This window comes from Aquimarina penaris, assembly GCF_040786285.1.
Taxonomy (GTDB): domain Bacteria; phylum Bacteroidota; class Bacteroidia; order Flavobacteriales; family Flavobacteriaceae; genus Aquimarina.
Window position 1 is genome coordinate 19524 of record NZ_JBFMKQ010000002.1, and the last position, 21621, is coordinate 41144.

Below are 21621 nucleotides of genomic sequence, written 5' to 3' on the forward strand. Positions count from 1 at the left end.
TGAGTTGTATTGTGTAATCCTATGGTTAGAAATAGAACCCAAAAGACCCGGTCACTCCAAATTTTCGAGCATCAGGATTATCGAAATAGTTTCCTCTAAAATGGAAATCAATTCTAAAAATTTTGAAAATATTGCCTACGCCCAGACTGTATTCCAAATACACTTCATCTTCAGGAGCGATCAAAATTTCATTAGAAGGGGCACTTAATAACAGGTTTTCATCAGATAATTGCCCCCACGCACCTCGTATACCAACTAATTCTCTAAGATTTAATTTACGTAGTAATGGTATTCTTGAGAATATTCTTCCGTTAAAATTATGCTCTAAATGCAACGTGGCATAGGTGTCGGTTACAAACTCATAAAAGTTGAGTAAGGGAAATGTATTATAGATAGATAAATATGTTTGGTTACCAGGTATAACACTTAATAAACCTAGGGGAACATCTCCAAAGGTTTTACCTAATTCTAATGTACTGTTTAGCCGACCAAATCCTCCAATATTCCAAGGCTGTTGATACAATAATTGAATTTTTTGATACTCGAAATCACTTTCTATATAATCCTTTAGTCCCACACCATAGTTAAGAAATAGTGTTGCATAATCACCTTGGTTTACAATTACTCTATCTACTCCATAACCAGTTGTTTTTCGACCGGGGAAATACGCTAATGAGGTAGCTATTTCTGTTTGTTGGATTTCTGTTTGTTGGACTCCCGTTTCAGGATCAATAAAATCCAGGCTAAATAATGATCTATCTGCTGGTTTTAATCTTCTGTATGACCCGGTAACACCAATTGTGAAATTTTTCTTGGGCTCTAACTGCATAGAGAAGGCTGATAAATTAATAGAAGTAAGTCTATCATTATCTCCTGTGGCGATAATAGAGGACGAAGCAAGGCTTCTTCCTTCTACATCATTAGTATTGGTTAAACTGGCGCCTAATTGTTCTACATCTCTTCGGTTTCCTCCAGAAATGATTAATCTGGATTTTCGATCAACCAGGTATTTTCCAGAGATACCGTATTTAAACTTATTGTCTTTAAATCCGTAAGCACCATATCCTTCAATACGCCATCTGTCGTTAGAAGTAAAATAGGTTCTACCACCAGCTCTTAGTCTAAACCCTTCAATATCATTATACCCAATGGTAGAGAAAAGAGGTCCAAAATCAAAGCCATCAAACTCTACATATCCAGTGGCTAAAATCGTTCCTATATTATACAATCGTTTAAAGGCTTTTACTGTTCTAAGGGTGTCTAGTAATTTATAAACCTTTTGTTCGTCTTTATTTAGTTCTTCCATTCGGGCATTTTGCCAAAACGAATCTTCACGACTATAGATGTCCTGATCGTAAGGGTCTACTTGACTTTGGTAGAACTTTTTGCCTTTTTTTATGTCAAATTTATAATTGTCATACAAGGTGGTTCTTTTACCATATACGCCTCGGGATTTTTCTTTTTTACTAAAAGCGAAATCAGACTGAAAATAATCTTTAGTAATTAGAAATATTGAGTCATTGAGAACATCAAACTCTTGTTCTATATATAAATCTTTTACCCAGTTTATATTAGCACTTTTGGTTACTTCGAGATTAATTTCTTTGATTGCCCATGTGGTATCGTTCACCCAAAAATCTCCTTTGAAGGTAAGTTCGTTTTTTCTTCTGGGGTAGTAAATGATATTATAACACCATTTATTACCTATGTATGCACTGTCAGAAAGTATATAATTGTATACTCCGATTCCCGTTCTTGATAGTGGACTGGTAAAGCTTTTGTCGAAGAATTTTAGATAATTTTCATAGACATCATAGTCAGAATATAGGTCTTTAACAAAGGCGATTAAAGTTTGGTTGTCACTAAATCCAGCATTTTTATTTCCTGTTAGTACTTCTTTGTACTCGTTGAGCTGGTTATCCCCATATACTTTTGAAATAGCTTCGTTTAGAAAAATAGGGAGATAGGTTTTCCCGGTTATTCTAGAGGTATCTACATCATCAAAAATGAATTCCATACCATTAAAGATTCTGCTATTTATGAGAGCACTATCAATGGTGTTTAAGTCAAATTCTAATTTTTCATACTTATCGTATGTATATTGTTTAAATTTTTTAACTCCGTTTACTCGTCTATTATCCCATATTTTTCTGAGAATATCTAAAGCGGGGTTATTTTTTTTAGAAGTTTTCCCTTTATATATAACTACTTCATCGAGTGCTGCAGCTTCTTCATCCAGTGTTATTTGCATGTTATAAGTAACACGCTTCGTAAGCGCTATGCTTTTGGTCTGAAAACCAATAAATGAGACTTTAATTTCAGAATGATTATTGTCGGATTCCATATAGAATCTACCATTTTCATCTGTGATTGTACCCACTGTAGAATTTACAAAAACTACATTAGCAAATGGTATTGGCTGTTTGTTACTGTCAAAGGCCTGACCGCTAACCTTAGTTTGCGAAAGAAGGAATGTACAACTAAATAGTGTAAAAATTCCTCCTAAAATCAAATGTCTCATCTAAAGCTATTAAAATTAATACTTGTGATAATTAGTGGATCACATCAATTTTTAGGCCATTTTTGTATACGGTAAATTCCTAAAACTGATGAAACGTAAAATAAAGAGGTTCATTTTATTTGTACATCACTTTTTTTACAGCTTTTACAACATCCTTACTATTAGGTAACCACTCTTCTAATAAAACAGGAGAGTATGGAGTAGGAGTGTCGGCTGTATTTATTTTTACAATAGGTGCGTCTAAATAATCAAAGATATTAGACTGAACCTGGTAAGTGATTTCTGAAGCAATGTTGGCTAGAGGCCAAGCTTCTTCTAGAATAACTAATCGATTAGTTTTTTTGACAGAAGTAAAAATAGCATCAAGATCCAGGGGTCTAACCGTTCTTAGATCTATTACCTCACATGAAATATTTTCTTTAGCTAATTCATCGGCAGCCTTGTACGCTTCTTTTATAATTTTTCCGAAAGAAACAATTGTAACATCATTACCTTCTCTTTTGATTTCGGCTACACCTAGGGGAATTGTGTACTCACCCTCGGGTACTTCTCCTTTATCACCGTACATCTGTTCACTTTCCATAAAGATAACCGGATCATCATCACGAATAGCTGATTTTAATAATCCTTTGGCGTCTTTTGGATTAGAAGGGATTACAACTTTTAAACCAGGAGTGTTGGCAAACCAGTTCTCAAAAGCCTGAGAATGTGTTGCTCCTAATTGACCAGCAGATGCAGTAGGCCCTCTAAAAACAATTGGGATATTAAATTGTCCTCCGCTCATTTGGCGCATCTTTGCGGCATTGTTAATAATTTGATCTATTCCAACCAATGAAAAGTTAAAGGTCATGAATTCTACAATAGGGCGATTACCATTCATAGCGCTACCCACGGCTATTCCAGAAAAACCTAATTCAGAAATGGGGGTGTCCAGAACTCTGTCTGGGCCAAACTCATCCAACATGCCTTTACTAGCTTTGTATGCTCCGTTGTATTCTGCTACCTCTTCACCCATTAAATATATAGATTCATCTTGGCGCATCTCTTCGCTCATTGCTTCGCAAATTGCTTCTCTGAATTGTATTGTTTTCATGTGTTTGTTTTTATTTTTTTTTATTCGTCACATGGAATCTTTGACGATTAAAATAATTAGTAAAAATGAACAGTAATAATTATTTTAATCGTGTCGGTTTCATTTATAAATAATTATTTTATGCTATAACGAAACGCAAAAGTAGGAATTAAAACCCTTTAGTTATAAATGAATATTGAAAAATTTACTATGCACGCATAGTAAATTCGACATTTTATTTGTACCTTCGCTTTTATTAATAAATTCTCAAAAAATACCTATATAAAATGAAGATATTAGTTTGTATTAGCCATGTGCCAGACACAACTTCCAAAATTAATTTTACGGATGGTGATACTAAATTTGACACTAATGGAGTGCAGTTTGTAATTAATCCGAATGATGAATTTGGATTAACTCGTGCTATGTGGTTCAAAGAAAAGCAAGGAGCGTCTGTAGATGTAGTCAATGTTGGAGGTCCTGAAACGGAGCCAACATTAAGAAAAGCACTTGCTATCGGAGCAGATAATGCAATCAGAGTTAATGCTGAAGCTACAGATGGTTTTTTTGTAGCTAAACAATTAGCAAAGGTTGCACAGGATGGAGGTTACGACCTTATTATTGGAGGAAGAGAGTCCATTGATTACAACGGAGGTATGGTGCCAGGTATGATCGCAGCTCTTACAGGTGCTAATTTTGTTAATACATGTATTGGCCTAGAGGTTGATGGAGATACCGCTACTGCAATTCGCGAAATTGATGGAGGTAAAGAAACATCTACTACTAAATTACCATTAGTTGTCGGAGGTCAAAAAGGACTAGTAGAAGAGAGTGATCTTCGTATTCCTAATATGCGTGGTATTATGATGGCTCGTAAAAAACCACTTTCGGTTATAGAACCAGTAGATGCTGCTCACGAAACAAAAGCGGTTCAGTTTCAAAAACCAGCTCCAAAAGGAGATGTGAAATTAGTGTCTCCAGACAATGTTCAAGAACTTATAGATTTATTACATAACGAAGCAAAAGCTATTTAAAAGAGAAAAATATGTCAGTTTTAGTATATACAGAAAGTGAAGGAGGAAAGTTTAAAAAAGCAGCTTTCGAGGTAGCTTCTTATGCAAAAGAAGTAGCTAATATGTTAGGAACAACCGTTACTGCAGTAAGTATTAACGGAGGTGATAATAGTGAGTTAGCAACGTATGGAATAGATAAAGTATTAGAAGTAAAAGATGATAAATTATCTGGTTTTAATGCAAAAGCATATGCAGATACTATAAAACAAGCTGCGCAACAAGAAGGAACAAAAGTTGTTGTTGTGAGTTCTACTGCAGATAGCAAATTTTTAGCCCCCTTATTAGCTGTAAATCTTGATGCAGGATATGCATCTAATGTAGTTGCATTACCAGAAAGTGCATCTCCTTTTAAGGTGAAACGAACTGCGTTTACCAATAAAGCATTTAATATCACAGAGATGGCTACAGATGTTAAGGTGATCGGATTGTCTAATAATGCATTTGGGCTTAAAGAAAACTCAGGAGCTGCTGCAGCCGAGGCTTTTGCACCTTCATTATCTGATGCAGATTTTGGAGTAAAGGTAACATCTGTTGATAAAGCTACAGATAAAGTTTCTATTGCTGATGCAGATATCGTAGTGTCTGGAGGTCGTGGATTAAAAGGACCAGAGAATTGGGGAATGATAGAAGATCTTGCAGAGGTGTTAGGAGCGGCAACAGCTTGTTCTAAGCCAGTAAGTGACATGGGATGGAGACCACATGGTGAGCATGTTGGGCAAACCGGAAAACCAGTTGCAACTAACCTGTACATAGCTATTGGAGTTTCAGGAGCAATACAACACCTTGCGGGTATTAATGCTAGTAAAGTAAAAGTAGTGATCAACAACGATCCTGAAGCACCTTTCTTTAAAGCTGCAGACTACGGAATTGTGGGAGATGCGTTTGAAGTAGTACCAAAACTTATTGAAAAATTAAAAGAATTTAAGTCGAATAACGCATAATTTTCATAAATTGTGCCCAATTGAGGGCTGTTTGAACTTAGGTAAAAGTCCATGTGTTCAAACAGCTCTTTTTTTATTGAGAGCGTTATGAGTTTAGTTCGACTGAACATAAAAGGAATATCTTACAGTCAAACCCAAAATGGTGCATATGCACTAATCTTAAGTGAAGTAGATGGGGAAAGAAAATTGCCAATCGTTATAGGAGCGTTTGAAGCGCAGTCTATAGCAATTGCTTTAGAAAAAGAGATTAAACCTCCAAGACCATTAACCCATGATCTTTTTAAAAACTTCTCGGATCGATTTGATATTATCATTAAACAAGTGATCATTCATAAATTGGTAGATGGCGTTTTTTATTCGAGTATAATTTGTGAACGAGATAAGATAGAAGAAATCATAGACGCTAGAACAAGCGATGCTATTGCGCTTGCACTTCGTTTTCAAGCACCAATTTTCACATACAAAAACATACTTGATCAAGCTGGGATATACCTTAAAGTTAATCCCAAAAAGGATGATGAAAATGATCCAGAAAGTTTGTTGGTAGACGAATTGGTATCAGAAGATGTTGAAATGGTTGGTAAAGAAACCAGCTATAAAGACCTGTCTTTGGATGAACTTAATCGTATGCTTGATCAGGCTGTTACCAACGAAGATTATGAGCTTGCTGCCAGAATAAGGGATGAAATCTCTAAGCGGGAATAGCTTTGAATACTACAATCACACACTATTTTTGGGATCTAATTATATGTTATCAATGAATTCTATTTTTATGAAGAAAGGATTACTTACTTTTCTGTTTTCACTATTTGTTTTTATCACATTATCGGCTCAATCTATAGAGAAGAAATGGACACTACATGAAAGTACAGATGCTTCAGGTGAAGTTATTAAAGTGAAAAAAGGAGATTACTTCCAATTTGATAAAGGACAGTTTTCTTTTACTGTTGCCGCTGAAGAATCCTTAAAAGGAGATTATTTACAACAACATAATGTTTTACTTCTTTTTCCGGATATAGCAGAAGATTCAATCATAAAATATAAAATCAATACCATTACAGATTCTACATTAGTATTATCTAAGAAAGGGATTTCTTATACACTAATGGCTCAAGAAGAAATTAAAGAAATTACTCCGGCAATAAAAGGTGCCAGCGAGCTTATTCCAAATCAAGGGTTTTCTTTCGGTAGTTTGTGGAGAGGTTTGTTAGGGATGCTTGTACTTTTGGTAATTGCATACCTGTTTAGTAGTAATCGAAAGGCTATAAATTGGAAAACAGTTGGATTAGGTATCGGGTTTCAATTAATAATTGCCATCGGAGTTTTAAAAGTACCACTTGTTCAAACGATATTTGAATGGGTTGGAAGCCTATTTGTTAGTGTTTTAGACTTTACAAGAGCAGGAAGTAAATTTCTTTTTGAAGGTTTGGTTGTAGACATGGACACCTTTGGTTTTATATTCGCTTTTCAAGTATTACCAACTATTATATTCTTTTCAGCTTTAACCTCTTTATTATTTTATTTAGGTATTATTCAAAAAGTAGTAAAAGGTTTGGCTTGGTTGTTAACTAAAACACTAAAGATATCTGGAGCAGAAAGTTTAAGTGTCGCTGGTAACATCTTTTTAGGCCAAACAGAAGCGCCTCTATTAATTAAAGCCTATTTAGAAAAGATGAATAAGTCTGAAATGCTATTGGTTATGATCGGTGGCATGGCAACTGTTGCAGGAGCGGTATTGGCAGCTTATATCGGATTTTTAGGAGGAGACGACCCAGTTTTACGATTACAATTTGCAAAACACCTATTAGCAGCATCAGTAATGGCAGCTCCTGGAGCAATTATTATTTCTAAAATACTATTTCCGCAAACAGAAGAAATTAATACAGACGTACATGTTTCTTCAGAAAAAATAGGATCTAATGTTTTAGACGCTATAGCAAACGGAACAACTGAAGGTTTAAAACTAGCTGTAAATGTTGGCGCTATGTTATTAGTGTTTGTAGCCTTTATTGCCATGCTGAATGGTATATTGAGTTGGGTTGGAGACATTACTTCTATAAATACTTGGATAGCATCAAACACAGTTTACCAAAGCTTATCTCTTGAACTTATTTTAGGCTATCTTTTTGCACCATTAATGTGGCTGATTGGAGTCGCCAAAGAAGACATAGCTTTAATGGGACAACTCTTAGGAATAAAACTAGCAGCTAGTGAGTTTGTTGGTTATATACAATTGGCAGATTTAAAAAATGTAACAAATGCAACACATTTAACCTATAACAAATCTGTTATCATGGCTACGTATATGCTATGTGGATTTGCCAATTTTGCATCTATAGGGATACAAATAGGAGGAATAGGATCTCTGGCACCAGGTCAACGCAAAACATTATCAGAGTTTGGTATGAAAGCACTTATTGGTGGTACAATTGCTTCATTATTATCTGCTACCATTGCTGGAATGATAATTGGGTAAAAATTCCCTCTAATTTTTGTTGAAATAATGATTTTCTAAGTAGTTTATAACTATTTAACAATCTTTTGGGTAAAAGGTGTCTCGAAACCTATTTTTTGTATATTTGAGAAGACTATAACAACTTTAACAATAACGTAAACAGTAAGAGAGAATATGAGGCAATACCTTGACCTTGTTCGTCATGTAATTGAAAATGGGAATGTAAAAGAAGATCGAACCGGCACAGGCACAAAAAGCGTTTTTGGATATCAAATGCGTTTTGACCTAAGTGAAGGCTTCCCCATGGTTACAACCAAAAAACTACATCTTAAATCAATAGTTCATGAATTATTATGGTTTTTGAAAGGGGATACTAATATAGCATATCTTCAAGAAAATGGCGTGCGTATCTGGAATGAATGGGCAGACGAAAACGGCGATCTGGGTCCTGTTTATGGTCACCAATGGCGCAACTGGGATAGTAATGAGATTGATCAGATAAAAGAAGTAGTAGAAGCACTTAAAAATAACCCAGATAGCAGACGAATGTTAGTTTCTGCCTGGAACCCAAGTGTGTTGCCCGATACCTCAAAATCTTTTTCCGAAAATGTAGCTAATGGTAAAGCTGCTTTACCACCATGTCATGCTTTCTTTCAGTTTTATGTTGCTGAGGGTAAATTATCTTGCCAGTTATATCAACGTAGTGCAGACATATTTTTGGGAGTACCATTTAATATTGCATCATATGCTTTGTTTACAATGATGATGGCACAAGTATGTGGTTATGAAGCAGGAGATTTTATACATACTTTTGGGGATGCACATATCTACAATAATCACTTAGAACAATTAGATTTACAGTTATCCAGAGAACCACGTAAATTACCTAAAATGATACTCAATCCTAAGGTTAAAGATATTTTTGGCTTTGTTTTTGATGATTTCACATTAGTAGACTACGATCCGCACCCACATATTAAGGGAGCGGTAGCAGTTTAGCTCCAAATTTAAAGTATGATACTATGAGAAAACTAGTACTAATATTTGCAATCTTGCTTTCAGGATTTTCCTTTGCACAAGGAGGAATAATTCTCTCGCAAGAAAATGCAGCCGAAAAAGGTATTACACCTATATGGCCAAAATGTGAACGTTCAAGACAAACCCCTGCACAATGTTTCGATAATAAATTGAGGAATCATATCATTGCTAATTTTGAATATCCAGATATTGCTGTAGCAGAAGGGTTAGAGGGTACTGTAACTGTAGAATTTCTTATTGATAAGAAAGGTAAAGTAGAAGTATTAGAAGTAACTGGAGCTCATCGATATTTACAAAGAGAAGCAGTAAGAATTGTTAGAGCTATACCAAGAATGGAACCGGGTAAATGGGGGGAAAAACCTATAGCCATAGCATATACAGTTCCTATTACTTTTATAAAACCGCAATAAAATATAGAATATTTTAACATTGGATTAACCTTGTTAAAGTTCTTACAAAAATAAAAATCAGTAAATTTGAGTGTATTCGTATAAATCGGATACACTTTTTTTTATGATTGTTATTGATAATTTGCTTACTTCTTTTTTGAAAACCCGTTCAGATACAGAAGAAATTTGTGCCCCGCTTCAGGTTGAAGATTATGTGATCCAGCCAGTAGTAGATGTTTCTCCTCCTAAGTGGCATTTAGGACATACAACTTGGTTTTTTGAAGAATTTATTTTAGCAAAATACGCTAAAGGTTATAAACGTTTTCATCCAGAATACGCTTATGTTTTTAACAGCTATTATGAAAGCATAGGAAAACGAGTAATACGAACCAATAGAGGTAACCTTTCAAGACCTACAGTAAGCGAAGTATTTGAGTATAGAGATTATGTGACTTTGCATTTACAATCTTTTCTTGAAGAAAACACAAACGAAGAAATACAAAATTTATTAGAAATAGGTATTCATCATGAGAAACAACACCAGGAATTATTGATTACTGATATAAAATTTATACTTGGTAATAATCCACTATTTCCTAAGTACAATGATACGTTTACAGAAAACCATGTTTCTAATGCTTCACCAGAATATATTACAATTGAAGAAGGAATCTATGATATAGGATATAAAGGATCCGATTTTTGTTATGATAATGAGCTTGGTGTACATAAAGTGTTTCTTCAAGAATATACCATTGCAAACCAATTGATATCTAATAAAGAATATCTTGAATTTATTAAGGATAAAGGATATGAGAATAGCTTGCTTTGGCATGCTGAAGCTTGGGATTGGTTGCAGAATGAAAATTATAAAGCACCATTATATTGGCATAAAATTGATGGCGAATATCACCAATATACTTTACAAGGGTTAAAAAAGTTGAATCCTGATCATTCATTAACCCATATCTCATATTATGAGGCATTTGCGTTTTCTCAATGGAAAGGTGAGCGTTTGCCTACCGAGTTTGAATGGGAAGTTGCGCAACCTTATTTTAACTGGGGAGAGCGTTGGGAATGGACAGAAAGTGCATATTTACCATATCCAAATTATAAAAAAGCTCCAGGAGCATTAGGCGAATATAATGGCAAATTTATGGTGAATCAAAAAGTACTCCGTGGTGGCTCGGTGGCCACGCCACAATATCATACTAGACCTACATATCGTAATTTTTTTCATCCATACCTAAGATGGCAATTTACCGGATTGCGATTGGTAAAAGATAACTAATTCCATTTCACATGAACTCCAAAGAACAAAAAGTAATAATCTCTACTTTCGAAAAAGAAGTGTGCGAAGGTTTAACGGCTTTCCCAAAGTACTTATCCTCAAAATACTTTTATGACGAGGTAGGAGACGAGCTTTTTCAACAAATTATGGCCCTTCCCGAATATTATCTCACAAGGGCAGAGTATGAAATTTTTGAGACGCATAAATTGGCTATTACTCAAAACTTTGATGCTAATAAAGAAGGTTTCGATCTAATAGAACTTGGTGCTGGGGACGGTAAAAAAACCAAAGTGCTATTAAAAGAATTGGTAGATCAGAACTACAATTTTGTTTATAAACCAATAGATATAAGCGAAAATGCAGTTGATGGATTAATGGATAACCTGAATCAAGAGATGCCAAAGGTTGTTGTAGAAGGCCAAATAGGAGAGTATTTTGAGGTTTTAGACCGATTAAAACACATAAGTGATCGCAAAAAAGTGATTATGGTATTGGGATCTAATATTGGTAACTTACTACACCCTAGAGCCATTCAGTTTTTAAAAAAATTATGTAATGCCATGAATTCAGCAGACCTTGTATTTATGGGATTTGATCAAAAAAAACATCCACAGAAAGTTTTAGATGCTTATAACGACAAATCAGGAGTAACAGCAGCTTTTAATAAAAATATTTTAACACGAATTAATAAAGAGCTTAACGGAAATTTTGATCTTGATAAATTTATGCACTGGGAAACCTATGATCCTGAAAACGGAACGGCTAAAAGTTATCTTATCAGTACAGAAAAACAAACTGTAGATATCGATAATTTATCCTTAGAAGTTCATTTCGAAGCATGGGAGAGTATTCATACCGAGATTTCTCAGAAATATGATGACGATATTGTAAAGTGGCTTGCTGAAGAATCTGGTCTTAAAATTGTAGAATCTTTTTCAGATACCAATAATGATTACAAAGATTACTTGCTTAAAAAAAGCTAAAATAGAATATAAAAAACTCAAAACTTAAACACATGAAAGCGATTTGGAATGGTAAGATCATAGCAGAAAGTAATGATACTAAGGTGATAGAGAATAACCACTATTTTCCTCCCGAAACTATAAAAAAAGAGTTTTTTAAATCTAGTGATACACACACTAATTGCCCATGGAAAGGAATGGCTTCATATTACACTGTTGAAGTAGACGGAAAAGAAAATCAGGATGCTGCTTGGTATTATCCCGAAACAAGTGATCTTGCAAAACAAATCAAAGGGTATGTTGCCTTTTGGAAAGGTGTTGAGGTTGTAGACTAACACTCAACCACAACACCTCAAATGTTTTTATTTATAATGATTTACTGTAATTTTTGAATGAATTAGTCTTTTTCCAGAACTCGTATTACTGTGGGAGATAACTCATTACTATTTCCAGAATTAGAAACACAGTTAATATATATTTTTTCTCCATCAGGACTAAATGCTAAATCGTTTGGAGTTCGTAATCCCGAAGTCAATGCATCTCCATCTGTATTGATTGAACTACCATCACCGGCAATCACCTCTATCGATGAGCCATCTAGACTTACTTTAAAGATTTGACCTAAAGAAGCAGCAGTAAGATATAGTTCTCCTTCAAAAGAAGTAATATGAGCATTTCCTGTTGAATTTGGGATTGCTGCCAGTATCGAAACCTCCCCGGTAGAAACAACTTCCAGTACATTCCCATCATTAAAATTCACTACATATATATTCCCGGTATCTTTTACCCAGGTGATACCATTTGCGCAGGCAAAATCTCCACTACTAGCAAATAAGCTAGAATCGCCATTTGGAGCGAGTTTTGTAATCGTACCGTTTTGACAGCTCAAAATATAAATATTACCTGTGTCATCTATTGTTATTCCGGTAGGCAAGGCTACTGTTTCTGTAAAAAGTTCAGTATTCCCGTTAGGATCTATTTTAAATACTTTGTTTACCCCAAAATTTGATTGGTACAAATTACCCATAGCATCAAAATGATTGCCTGTTAAACCAGCTGGGAAAAAACTGGCAAAAAGTTCTGATTCTCCATTTTCTGGATTTATTTTGAATATATCTGCGCCATTAATGTTGGCTAAACCAACTCCAAAATCAGCTGCATATATATTTCCATAGATATCTACGTCGAGTCCTCCTGTTCCGATGGGTAAAGTGGTTAGAGTAGATAGCGTGTATTCATCAGATGGAGTTGGAACACCATCATCATCAGAAGTATTGTCACCAACACCACACGAATAGAATGTGATTGATGCAATCATTAAGAATGTAGAAATTGTTTTCATCATGTCTGTGTTTTTAATTTTTTTGAAAAAATGATTTGTATTGTTCTAGACAAATGAATGTAAATTTTGAAGAAAAGGTGTTACGCGATAGAAGCGTTTAGTGGTTGCCGATAAAGATTTACATACTATATTCTGGAAGCTCTATCATTACCATATTGATACTTATGAAAATACCAAAGTATTATTACTGCACTCTATATTCTGAAGGAGTTATTTTGGTAAATTTCTTGAAGGCTTTGTAAAACGAAACCCTATTATTAAAACCACTAGAGTATAGGATCTCGGTCATATTTAAATGATCATCTTCTACCATCATTTTTTTAGCTTCCTCGACTCTGTATTGGTTAATAAAATCAAAAAAACTGAGATCAAAGTGCTCGTTAATAACTTGAGACATATGATGTCTGGAGAGATTAAGTTGTTTAGCCAAATGGGCTATCCTTAGTTCACTATTTAAATAGGGTTTGTCTTTTTCCATCACATCGAGAAGTCTCGACTTTAATTCTAAAGAATGATCTCTGGTAAGTCCAGTTTTACGATATTTTTTAAACGGAAGAACTTTATCCATTGATAAACCATCAAAAACCTTGGGCTGCAAAAAAGCAAAATAGAAAAGCAATCCAGTAAAAAAAATCATAGAAAAACCAATAAAATAGTCCGATCCTGTATCTAGTACATTGAAATAAACCAAAATAAAATATGAAGAAAAAGATTGAACATAACCAAAAAAAGAATAACTCAGCCATCTTAACCACCTCGAATTGTTATAGCTTTTAATATTATGTTTAAAGGAAAAAAACAGTTGCCCGCAATAAAATAACATTAAAGCAATAATAATTTTGATAAAATGTGGTGTATAGAAATAAACGTAATATCCTAACTTGTTGTTATTGAGTACATCTATTTTCTCTTGAGCAGAAAGGAAAAAGTAGGGGGAATAATTTATGATAACATATAAGAGAGGTACAAAATGAAGGGCATCAATACTTCTATATTTATTTTTATGAATAAGTCTCCTAATATATAAATATAAAATGGGTCCATATAAAACCCATGGTATCCTATTGGTAAGACTTAAGTGTATAAATTGAGCAGAATTTAAGAGTTTTGACCAATACAATATATTATATATAATGTTATAACTAAATAACAGGATATAAATGCCTAACAGTGTATTGGCAACCCTGTCTCCTTTCTTTTTTAAGAAAAACAAAACAGCAAAAACAAAAGCTTGTAAAGCAAAAAATAAAAAAATGGTTTCCAAGAAGTTCATTACTTAAAACTAAGATTATTAATTTAAATTCATAAAAAAAATCTAGCTTAAGTCAGTTTTAAATAAACTTGATATCGAAAAGGAGAGGAAATAAAGATGTTGCTTGGTATTGTCCTTATTCCGGTGATTTTGCACAGCAAATCAAAGAGTATAGGTCTTTTCGGAAAAGTATTGTGGTTGTAGATTAGTACTTCTTCAACCACAATACCCTTTAGATTATAAAACTAATACACTATTATCAGCCGCCGCAAAATCATTCCATTGATACCCGTCGGCTTCGACTTCATTGGTCCATTGACCATCTACAACATATTTAAATTCAAATTTATTGTCTTTAGGAAGGTCAATGGTTCCTTTAAAGTTTCCGTTTTTCAATTTCTTTAGCACTGTTGCTTCTGTATTCCATTCATTAAATTCTCCAGCTACACTTACGCTATTTGCTTCCTTTGCAGGAACAATAAAAGTAACTTTACAGATGGGTTTTGTTTTTAAGTACTGCTTGGTAATCGCCATAATTTTCGTTAAATATTAATTATTGGTTAATAAAATTAGAATGAAATTACTATAAAACTTCTAAATTAAAAAGCAGTAATGGTCAGATTTACAGTTATTTATTAACGATAACGATATAGTACATTCAATAAGTTATCTGTATCACCAGTAGAATTGTCTAAATGTAGATTTATTCTGATTCCCTAATCACGAAATAAAGCGATAACGTTATTTTTAGGATAAATAGTTATATAATTTTGATCGTCTTTTAGATTAAAAATGGATCAATCTTGTTGGTTTCTAAATATACCTCAGCCAATTAAGAAATCTAAATTGTGATTTTACTAAAGCCTAAAATCGAATTGTATAGAGACCCCCTGAACTTGCCGTATTGAGATTAATGGTGTTGGTTATAAGGAAAAATTCTTTTCATAAATTCTTCATAAGTTAGTTATCGGTTTTTTGTTAAAACCTTTATATTTACTGGGACATTACTAAGGTATTATTAAAATGTTTTCCAAAAGAAAAGAAACACTACAAATTGATCCACAACAGCGTGAACTTTATGAACACGCACGAAAGAGAATTATTCAAAAGAAAAGACTATTTCAGCATTTTATAGTATTTGTGGTTGGATCTATATTTATGGTTGTCCTTAATCTTGCCTTTGGGCTTGGTAAAGAAGTTACTTTTTTTGGAGCATATTGGTCTATAGTTGGGATCGTATGCTGGGCATTTCTTTTTACACTGCATTTTTGTAATGTATGGTTGTTCAGTACATTTATGGGTCAGGAATGGACAGATCGGCAAATGGAAAAATTGATAGCCAGGCAAAAAGAAGAAATTACTTTAATCCAAAAAGACGTGGATTTAATGTATCCAAAAGAAGACCTTGTTAAAAAGAAAGAAGAATTTATTAAAGGAAAACAGCCAGTTGAAATAGTGGAGAAAAAAGAGCCAAAACAAATGATCACCATGATCGCAGCAGCAGGCGAACAAAATGAACTGGGGAAAGACAATGACCTTGTATGGCATTTACCAGATGATTTTAAACGTTTTAAGCAACTTACCACTGGTCATCATATTATTATGGGGCGCAAGACTTTTGAGTCCTTTCCTAAATTACTACCTAATCGTGTACATGTTGTAATTTCTAGAAATAAAGAATATAAAGCCGAAGGAGTTTTGGTAGTGCAAACGATGAAAGATGCATTAGAAATAGCAAAAAGTGATCCGCAACCCTACATCATTGGAGGAGGGGAGATATATACCATTGGACTTGATTATGCAGATGCTATAGAATTAACCCGGGTACATGAAGGAACTTTTGATGCCGATACTTTTTTTCCAGAAATCGATACAGAGGTATGGAAACTGGTAAAAGAAGAATTTCATGACAAAGACGATAAGCATAACTATCCTTTTACCTATTTGACGTATAAAAGAAAATAATGTTCTCTTCAGAACTAATAGAACATCTAGAAAAAATACTTTCAGAAAAAATAATATCCACCAAACCTATATCAGGTGGAGATATTAATCAAGTATATCAAGTAATAACCTCTGGGCAGAAGGTAATTGTAAAAATAAACAGTGCTTCAAGATTTCCCGGGATGTTTAAGGCCGAAGCTAAAGGACTACAATGCCTATTGCATTCGAACACCTTTGTGATACCCAAAGTTATAGGTTTTGGAGAATTAGGTGATATTGCTTTTTTGATTTTAGAATACATTAATTCAAAAAGACAAATCAATAATTTTTGGGAAATATTTGGAAGAAAACTAGTAGTCTTGCATAAGAAAAGTCAACCTGATTTTGGTTTTGAAGAAGACAATTATATCGGAAGCCTGCCACAGTATAACACGATGTGTGATTCGGCTTCAGAATTCTACGTTTACCAAAGATTAGAACCTCAATTTAGATTGGCTAAACAAAACGGTTTTTCATTTTCGAATCTAGACCTTTTTTATGCAACGATCGAAGCCGAAATTCCTATAGAAAAACCAAGCTTAGTTCATGGAGATTTATGGAGTGGTAATTTTATCATCGATAAAGACGGAATGCCTTGTTTGATTGATCCTGCTGTTGCCTATGCTCCAAGAGAAATGGATATAGCAATGATGTACCTTTTTGGAGGATTTGATTATAGATTGTTTGATTCGTATCATGAGATATTCCCTTTAGCGGCAAACTGGAAAGATCGATTGCCCATCTGGCAATTATACTATCTTTTGGTACATCTTAATTTATTTGGTAGTTCTTATTATCAAAGAGTAAAAAATACGATAAAAATGCGAAGTTAAAACAGTAGGTGTTTTTACGTGGTTACCGGTGTAAAACACTGGTTTTTATGCTATTGAAGTTGTTTTTTCTTGGTTATGTTATTTCTAACAATTACTTTTATAACAGTTTAATTAAACAAAAATATTTGAACTCCCTAGAGTATTGTACTCCCCAATTAAATTATATCTAGGGTCTTGGTGCTTTCTCTTTCTACTGCAGAGAAAAATCCCATGGTACTAGTAGGTCCCATATCTCGGAATAATAGAATACAATATTTTTTAGTTGAATAGAATTCAACAAAGTGAAAGGTATGCTTATAACTTAAGTATAGATTATCTTTTCGAAGGATCGAAAGGGTAAAGCCTCTATCTCAACTCCTAATTGAGTGGTTTTAAATTATATAAAAAACTAACCATCAAATCATAATTTCAATGAATCCGAAAATTTCTATGTTACTGTTTTATTTGGTTGCAGCGCTGTGTTACGGTCAAAATTTTAATACTAACAGTAACAAAAATGTAAAAGGGGAGTATTCGATACTAAGATCGACTGTTGGAGTTGGTGGATCATCTAAAACTATGATTACTAACACTGGTAATTATAGTGTTAGCCAAAGCATAGGTCAGAGTAGTGTAATAGGCACATATAGTAAAAATGGTTATACGATACGACAAGGTTTTCAGCAACCTTTTCTTAGTGCAAAAATCATTTCTCCAATAACCACAAGTAATTTAAAGGCTGTTCTCTATCCAAATCCATTTCAACAATCCGTCAATATTTCATTTAATACTCCAATCACAAATCAAGTGAACATTGTTTTGATTGATATCATGGGAAGAACTATTCGTTCGCAAGAATTTCCTGCTTCACAATTAATAGCACTCCCATTAGAAGAAATTTCTGATGGAACCTATTTTTTGAAGGTCTCATCGGGGAATAAAAAATTCACAGCCAAACTTATAAAAGAATAATTATGAGGAAACTTATACTCATCGCAGCATATTTAATTTGCTTATCTTCTATAAAAAGTCAGCAACTTTACTTAGAAGCAGGTAAAACTATATCTTCTTTTGATTTTAAAAATTCATTAGGAGGAGAACTCGAAAATCTTCGCGCAACAGACCATACGTTTATAAACCTGGGGTACCGTAAAAGCATTTTTACAGAAAGATTATTTCTAAATGTAATAGGTAATTATAGCACCTATGGCTCAATAGGGAGTGATAGGGCACTCGATAATTTTTTTGAGTGGGATATTACTTATTTAGGGATTAGTACCGGTTTCGATTACGAATTTTATAAACCTGGTGACTTCACTTTTTATGTTAAGGCAACGGCGGCGGCCGAATTTCTAATTCAAGGCACGCAAACATTAAATAACCAGGTGTTTAATTTATCAGGAGAGGACGATTTTGATACTCCGATCTATTTTTTTAGAGGTGGAATCGGAGTACAATATAAAATTTCTGAAAAGCTGACCACCTTTACGCAATACATGTACGGTATTGCAGGCACTTTTAAAGACATCCAAGGTGACCTAAAAATTAATGCACACAACTTTGGGTTAGGGCTTCTCATTAATCTTTCAAAAATTGAAGAAGGTGAGAGCCAAAAACTGATCAATCTCAAAGAAGAGGTAGAAACCAATTCACAAAAAATAAAAGAACTCGAAGATAAATCGCAACAAATTACAGCTTTACGTAATGAGGTAATATCTAAAGAAGAAGAAATTAAATCGCTTCGAGCTTCTATTTCAAATGCATTGTTGCCCTACACAGGAAATGAGCTCACTACAAAAAAGGATGATGGGAGTATTAAAATCATTCTTGAAAGCGATTTACTTTTTGATTCCGGAAAATGGGAAGTAAAACCCGATGGCGAAAATGCAGTTAATGCCTTAGGAGATGTATTGGCTAGAAATCCTGATGTATCTATTTTAATTGAAGGACATACCGATAATCAACCACTCATTCCTAATAGGGAGGTGTCTAATAATTGGGATCTGTCCTTAAAAAGAGCTTCTGCTATTGTTGAAGTTCTTAGAAACAATCAAAATCTAGATCAAAAAAATCTTACTGCGGCAGGTAGGGGCGAGTATGACCCTGTAGCGGATAATTCGACCGAAGACGGCAGAGCCAAAAACCGTAGGATCGAGATTATTTTATCACCAAAATTAGACGAACTCATAGAATTAATAAAAAACTAAAAACAACATAACCATGAAAAATTTAATACTAACACTGTTTTTTTTAGCAAGTATACATCTATCAGCACAAACAGATGGGATAAGCTATCAAGCTGTCATTATTGGTCCTGATAATCAAGAGTTGCCTGGAGTAGATGCCGAAGGTAATATTTTACCTAATGCCACAGTTTCTATTCGATTTACAATTATAGATTCCAATAATGGTATGGAGTACCAAGAGGTACAAACCACTAATACAGATCAATATGGTAGAATCAATCTAACTATTGGTAGTATTAACCCCGATGAGTTTACCAAAATCAATTGGGATGGAACCAGCAAAGATCTAAAAGTTGAAATCGACTTTAGTGGTGGTTCTAGCTTTGTCGATATGAGTCGCGAGAAACTCACCTTTTTACCTTATGGATTTCATAGAGATATCAAAGCTACAGGTAAGCTCGTAGTAGATGACGTTACCGATTTAAATAGTGAATTAACAGTTGGTGGGCCAACCCGTTTAAATAGTACTTTGGATGTAAATAACAATAATGCCACCAACCTAACAGGCGAACTAAATGTTGATGGGTCTACAGGTTTAAATAGTACCCTGGATGTTCAAGGTGTAACTGATTTAAATGATGAATTGAATGTAAATAACAATGCGACTTCAAACTTTTCTGGAGATTTAAATGTAGCCGCAGAAGGAACAGCTAAATTTGATGGAGATGCTGTTTTTAATGGAGAAAGTAAGTTCAAAGATTTAAGTGTAGATGGTCCTGCAAATTTAAATGGTAAAGTGAACATCAATACTAATGTTGATGCAGAAGGTGGCCAAAATAATATAGGTGCATATCCCTTATTGATTCAAGGTAGTAGTCAAGGAGTCGCCATAAAAGTAAACGGTAGTAGATCTAAGGACAATAACTATATCTCATTTTGGGATGAAGATTCTGGTGAAATGTGGGGAAGAATTCAGGGAGAGTCAAGTGAAGATCTATTGTCAAACCCTAATTATGTTAGACAGGTTGCAAGAAATGGGGTGAGCCTTGCCGTTTCTGCAGGAAATTTAACTCTTGCAGTAGCCAATGTCTTTCAGAAAGGTCTTAAAACAGTTGCCGCATCAACTTCTGCTACCGGTTGTGTAGGTTTTGGAGCCTGTGTTACTGTTCCTATTCCGTCACTTATTGTAGAAGGGGGTACGGATTTGGTGACTAAGATCGCCGGGGCTGTATTGCGTGGAGTTAATTTAGGACTCGTAATTGAAGAAAATGCAAACTTCATAGTAACTTCAAATAATAATGTTGGTGTTACCTATTCTTCTGGTGCTGGAGATTATGCAGAATGGTTACCCAAACAAAATCCATCAGATGTTTTTACTCCAGGAGAGTTAGTTGGGGTTAACAATGGTTTTGTAACGAAAAACCTATGGGGTGCAGAAAAAGTAATGATCGTTTCTACAAGACCTATAGTCTTAGGAAATATGCCACAAAAGGGGAATGAAAAAGACAATGTAAAAATTGCCTTTATGGGACAAGTGCCAGCTAGAGTCATTGGTAGTGTAAATCCTGGAGATTATATTTTGCCAAGCGAAATTGGGAGTGGGTTTGCAAAAGCAGTGAACTCAAAAGATATGACAACAAGAGATTATAAAAAAATAGCCGGTGTGGCCTGGTTGGTAATAAACAAAATATCTAATGATGTAAGTCTTGTAAATGTGGCCGTTGGTATAAATACTAATGATTTAAGTGAGATAGTATATAAACAAGAAGAAGAACTTAAAGCATTACGTTCAGAATATAGAGAATTAAAGAATGAAGTAGCTGCATCAAATAAAGCACTAATAAACTTAGTTCCCGGTTTTGCCAAGGCTATAGAGGTTAATGAACCCAATATGTCGGAATCAGAAAGTGATGAAGAATATCAAAACCAAAAACAATCTGATTACAATTTGGTTCGCTCTCATGAGGATGATATTCTTTATTTTGACCTTTCAAAAGAACATATAGAGACTTCAATACAGATAGCCAGGGAAAATTACAAACAGCAGTTAGATGATAATGAACAGATAGATAAAATGGTTTTTGGTAATACCAATAACTTTAAATCTATTCGGGATGTACAAAATACAGCTCTAATTCCAATTGAAGAACATCCGTTTTGGCAAAGGATGGACTCTGACCCTGAATATAGAGAAGAAATTACACAGTTTATGCAATCAACCATAGAGAAAGCTATGCATACTCATCAAAAGCATGAACAAAAGTTTACAGATATAAAGGTTAGAAATTGAACGCATGTAATTTC

19 protein-coding genes are annotated in these 21621 nt (G+C 34.2%); 14 read left to right on the forward strand and 5 right to left on the reverse strand.

Features of this window, described 5'->3' with window-relative positions:
• Nucleotides 1-25: 25 nt before the first annotated feature.
• On the reverse strand, nt 26-2521 hold the full coding sequence (locus ABW637_RS09740) for a DUF5686 and carboxypeptidase-like regulatory domain-containing protein (protein WP_367584493.1): 2496 nt from the start codon (nt 2519-2521) through the stop codon (nt 26-28).
• A 115-nt stretch (nt 2522-2636) separates the two neighbouring features.
• Nucleotides 2637-3614: a pyruvate dehydrogenase complex E1 component subunit beta gene (locus ABW637_RS09745; protein ID WP_367584495.1), complete on the reverse strand. Its 978-nt coding sequence runs from the start codon at nt 3612-3614 to the stop codon at nt 2637-2639.
• Nucleotides 3615-3880: 266 nt separating this feature from the next.
• Between ABW637_RS09745 and ABW637_RS09750 the strand changes: the two genes are divergently transcribed.
• The 9 genes from ABW637_RS09750 (at nt 3881) to ABW637_RS09790 (ending at nt 12077) form a co-directional block, all read left to right on the forward strand.
• Complete coding sequence (locus ABW637_RS09750) at nt 3881-4627, forward strand: electron transfer flavoprotein subunit beta/FixA family protein (RefSeq protein ID WP_367584496.1); 747 nt, start codon at nt 3881-3883, stop codon at nt 4625-4627.
• An 11-nt stretch (nt 4628-4638) separates the two neighbouring features.
• Nucleotides 4639-5607 (forward strand): electron transfer flavoprotein subunit alpha/FixB family protein, encoded by a 969-nt coding sequence (locus ABW637_RS09755; protein ID WP_367584497.1) that lies wholly within the window; start codon nt 4639-4641, stop codon nt 5605-5607.
• Nucleotides 5608-5694: 87 nt separating this feature from the next.
• On the forward strand, nt 5695-6312 hold the full coding sequence (locus tag ABW637_RS09760; RefSeq protein ID WP_367584498.1) for a bifunctional nuclease family protein: 618 nt from the start codon (nt 5695-5697) through the stop codon (nt 6310-6312).
• A gap of 67 nt (nt 6313-6379) precedes the next feature.
• Entirely contained in the window at nt 6380-8083 is a 1704-nt protein-coding gene (locus tag ABW637_RS09765) for a NupC/NupG family nucleoside CNT transporter (RefSeq protein WP_367584499.1), read from the forward strand.
• A gap of 153 nt (nt 8084-8236) precedes the next feature.
• Nucleotides 8237-9061: a thymidylate synthase gene (locus tag ABW637_RS09770; protein ID WP_367584500.1), complete on the forward strand. Its 825-nt coding sequence runs from the start codon at nt 8237-8239 to the stop codon at nt 9059-9061.
• A 23-nt stretch (nt 9062-9084) separates the two neighbouring features.
• On the forward strand, nt 9085-9510 hold the full coding sequence (locus ABW637_RS09775; protein WP_367584501.1) for an energy transducer TonB: 426 nt from the start codon (nt 9085-9087) through the stop codon (nt 9508-9510).
• A gap of 103 nt (nt 9511-9613) precedes the next feature.
• Nucleotides 9614-10780, forward strand: coding sequence for an ergothioneine biosynthesis protein EgtB (gene egtB, locus ABW637_RS09780; protein ID WP_367584502.1), 1167 nt, complete (start codon nt 9614-9616; stop codon nt 10778-10780).
• Nucleotides 10781-10791: 11 nt separating this feature from the next.
• Entirely contained in the window at nt 10792-11763 is a 972-nt protein-coding gene (locus tag ABW637_RS09785; protein WP_367584503.1) for an L-histidine N(alpha)-methyltransferase, read from the forward strand.
• A 32-nt stretch (nt 11764-11795) separates the two neighbouring features.
• The gene (locus ABW637_RS09790; protein ID WP_367584504.1) at nt 11796-12077 is read left to right on the forward strand and encodes a DUF427 domain-containing protein; all 282 of its coding nucleotides are present in this window, start codon (nt 11796-11798) and stop codon (nt 12075-12077) included.
• Nucleotides 12078-12139: 62 nt separating this feature from the next.
• Here the strand turns inward: ABW637_RS09790 and ABW637_RS09795 are convergent, their stop codons facing one another.
• The 3 genes from ABW637_RS09795 to ABW637_RS09805 form a co-directional block, all read right to left on the reverse strand.
• A complete protein-coding gene (locus tag ABW637_RS09795; protein WP_367584505.1) occupies nt 12140-13087 on the reverse strand; it encodes an NHL repeat-containing protein in 948 nt (315 codons plus the stop codon).
• Nucleotides 13088-13268: 181 nt separating this feature from the next.
• A complete protein-coding gene (locus tag ABW637_RS09800; RefSeq protein WP_367584506.1) occupies nt 13269-13721 on the reverse strand; it encodes a helix-turn-helix domain-containing protein in 453 nt (150 codons plus the stop codon).
• An 852-nt stretch (nt 13722-14573) separates the two neighbouring features.
• Nucleotides 14574-14870, reverse strand: a complete 297-nt coding sequence (locus ABW637_RS09805) for an isoamylase early set domain-containing protein (RefSeq protein WP_367584507.1) — start codon at nt 14868-14870, stop codon at nt 14574-14576.
• Nucleotides 14871-15359: 489 nt separating this feature from the next.
• Between ABW637_RS09805 and ABW637_RS09810 the strand changes: the two genes are divergently transcribed.
• From ABW637_RS09810 to ABW637_RS09830, 5 genes are all read left to right on the forward strand, one after another.
• Nucleotides 15360-16301, forward strand: a complete 942-nt coding sequence (locus tag ABW637_RS09810) for a dihydrofolate reductase (protein ID WP_367584508.1) — start codon at nt 15360-15362, stop codon at nt 16299-16301.
• Complete coding sequence (locus tag ABW637_RS09815) at nt 16301-17152, forward strand: fructosamine kinase family protein (RefSeq protein WP_367584509.1); 852 nt, start codon at nt 16301-16303, stop codon at nt 17150-17152. The genes ABW637_RS09810 and ABW637_RS09815 overlap by 1 nt, the downstream gene beginning before the upstream one ends.
• 411 nt (nt 17153-17563) lie before the next feature.
• Complete coding sequence (locus ABW637_RS09820; RefSeq protein WP_367584510.1) at nt 17564-18103, forward strand: T9SS type A sorting domain-containing protein; 540 nt, start codon at nt 17564-17566, stop codon at nt 18101-18103.
• Nucleotides 18104-18105: 2 nt separating this feature from the next.
• Nucleotides 18106-19338: an OmpA family protein gene (locus ABW637_RS09825; RefSeq protein WP_367584511.1), complete on the forward strand. Its 1233-nt coding sequence runs from the start codon at nt 18106-18108 to the stop codon at nt 19336-19338.
• Between the two features lie 13 nt (nt 19339-19351).
• Nucleotides 19352-21607, forward strand: coding sequence for a hypothetical protein (locus ABW637_RS09830; protein WP_367584512.1), 2256 nt, complete (start codon nt 19352-19354; stop codon nt 21605-21607).
• Nucleotides 21608-21621 lie beyond the last annotated feature (14 nt).

Excerpts from the sequence above, each read along its gene's own strand:
- ABW637_RS09740 (WP_367584493.1), bottom strand. The coding sequence starts at position 2,521 with ATGAGACATTTGATTTTAGGAGGAATTTTTACACTATTTAGTTGTACA.
- ABW637_RS09745 (WP_367584495.1), bottom strand. The coding sequence starts at position 3,614 with ATGAAAACAATACAATTCAGAGAAGCAATTTGCGAAGCAATGAGCGAA.
- ABW637_RS09750 (WP_367584496.1), top strand. The coding sequence starts at position 3,881 with ATGAAGATATTAGTTTGTATTAGCCATGTGCCAGACACAACTTCCAAA.
- ABW637_RS09755 (WP_367584497.1), top strand. The coding sequence starts at position 4,639 with ATGTCAGTTTTAGTATATACAGAAAGTGAAGGAGGAAAGTTTAAAAAA.
- ABW637_RS09760 (WP_367584498.1), top strand. The coding sequence starts at position 5,695 with ATGAGTTTAGTTCGACTGAACATAAAAGGAATATCTTACAGTCAAACC.
- ABW637_RS09765 (WP_367584499.1), top strand. The coding sequence starts at position 6,380 with ATGAAGAAAGGATTACTTACTTTTCTGTTTTCACTATTTGTTTTTATC.
- ABW637_RS09770 (WP_367584500.1), top strand. The coding sequence starts at position 8,237 with ATGAGGCAATACCTTGACCTTGTTCGTCATGTAATTGAAAATGGGAAT.
- ABW637_RS09775 (WP_367584501.1), top strand. The coding sequence starts at position 9,085 with ATGAGAAAACTAGTACTAATATTTGCAATCTTGCTTTCAGGATTTTCC.
- egtB (WP_367584502.1), top strand. The coding sequence starts at position 9,614 with ATGATTGTTATTGATAATTTGCTTACTTCTTTTTTGAAAACCCGTTCA.
- ABW637_RS09785 (WP_367584503.1), top strand. The coding sequence starts at position 10,792 with ATGAACTCCAAAGAACAAAAAGTAATAATCTCTACTTTCGAAAAAGAA.
- ABW637_RS09790 (WP_367584504.1), top strand. The coding sequence starts at position 11,796 with ATGAAAGCGATTTGGAATGGTAAGATCATAGCAGAAAGTAATGATACT.
- ABW637_RS09795 (WP_367584505.1), bottom strand. The coding sequence starts at position 13,087 with ATGATGAAAACAATTTCTACATTCTTAATGATTGCATCAATCACATTC.
- ABW637_RS09800 (WP_367584506.1), bottom strand. The coding sequence starts at position 13,721 with ATGATTTTTTTTACTGGATTGCTTTTCTATTTTGCTTTTTTGCAGCCC.
- ABW637_RS09805 (WP_367584507.1), bottom strand. The coding sequence starts at position 14,870 with ATGGCGATTACCAAGCAGTACTTAAAAACAAAACCCATCTGTAAAGTT.
- ABW637_RS09810 (WP_367584508.1), top strand. The coding sequence starts at position 15,360 with ATGTTTTCCAAAAGAAAAGAAACACTACAAATTGATCCACAACAGCGT.
- ABW637_RS09815 (WP_367584509.1), top strand. The coding sequence starts at position 16,301 with ATGTTCTCTTCAGAACTAATAGAACATCTAGAAAAAATACTTTCAGAA.
- ABW637_RS09820 (WP_367584510.1), top strand. The coding sequence starts at position 17,564 with ATGAATCCGAAAATTTCTATGTTACTGTTTTATTTGGTTGCAGCGCTG.
- ABW637_RS09825 (WP_367584511.1), top strand. The coding sequence starts at position 18,106 with ATGAGGAAACTTATACTCATCGCAGCATATTTAATTTGCTTATCTTCT.
- ABW637_RS09830 (WP_367584512.1), top strand. The coding sequence starts at position 19,352 with ATGAAAAATTTAATACTAACACTGTTTTTTTTAGCAAGTATACATCTA.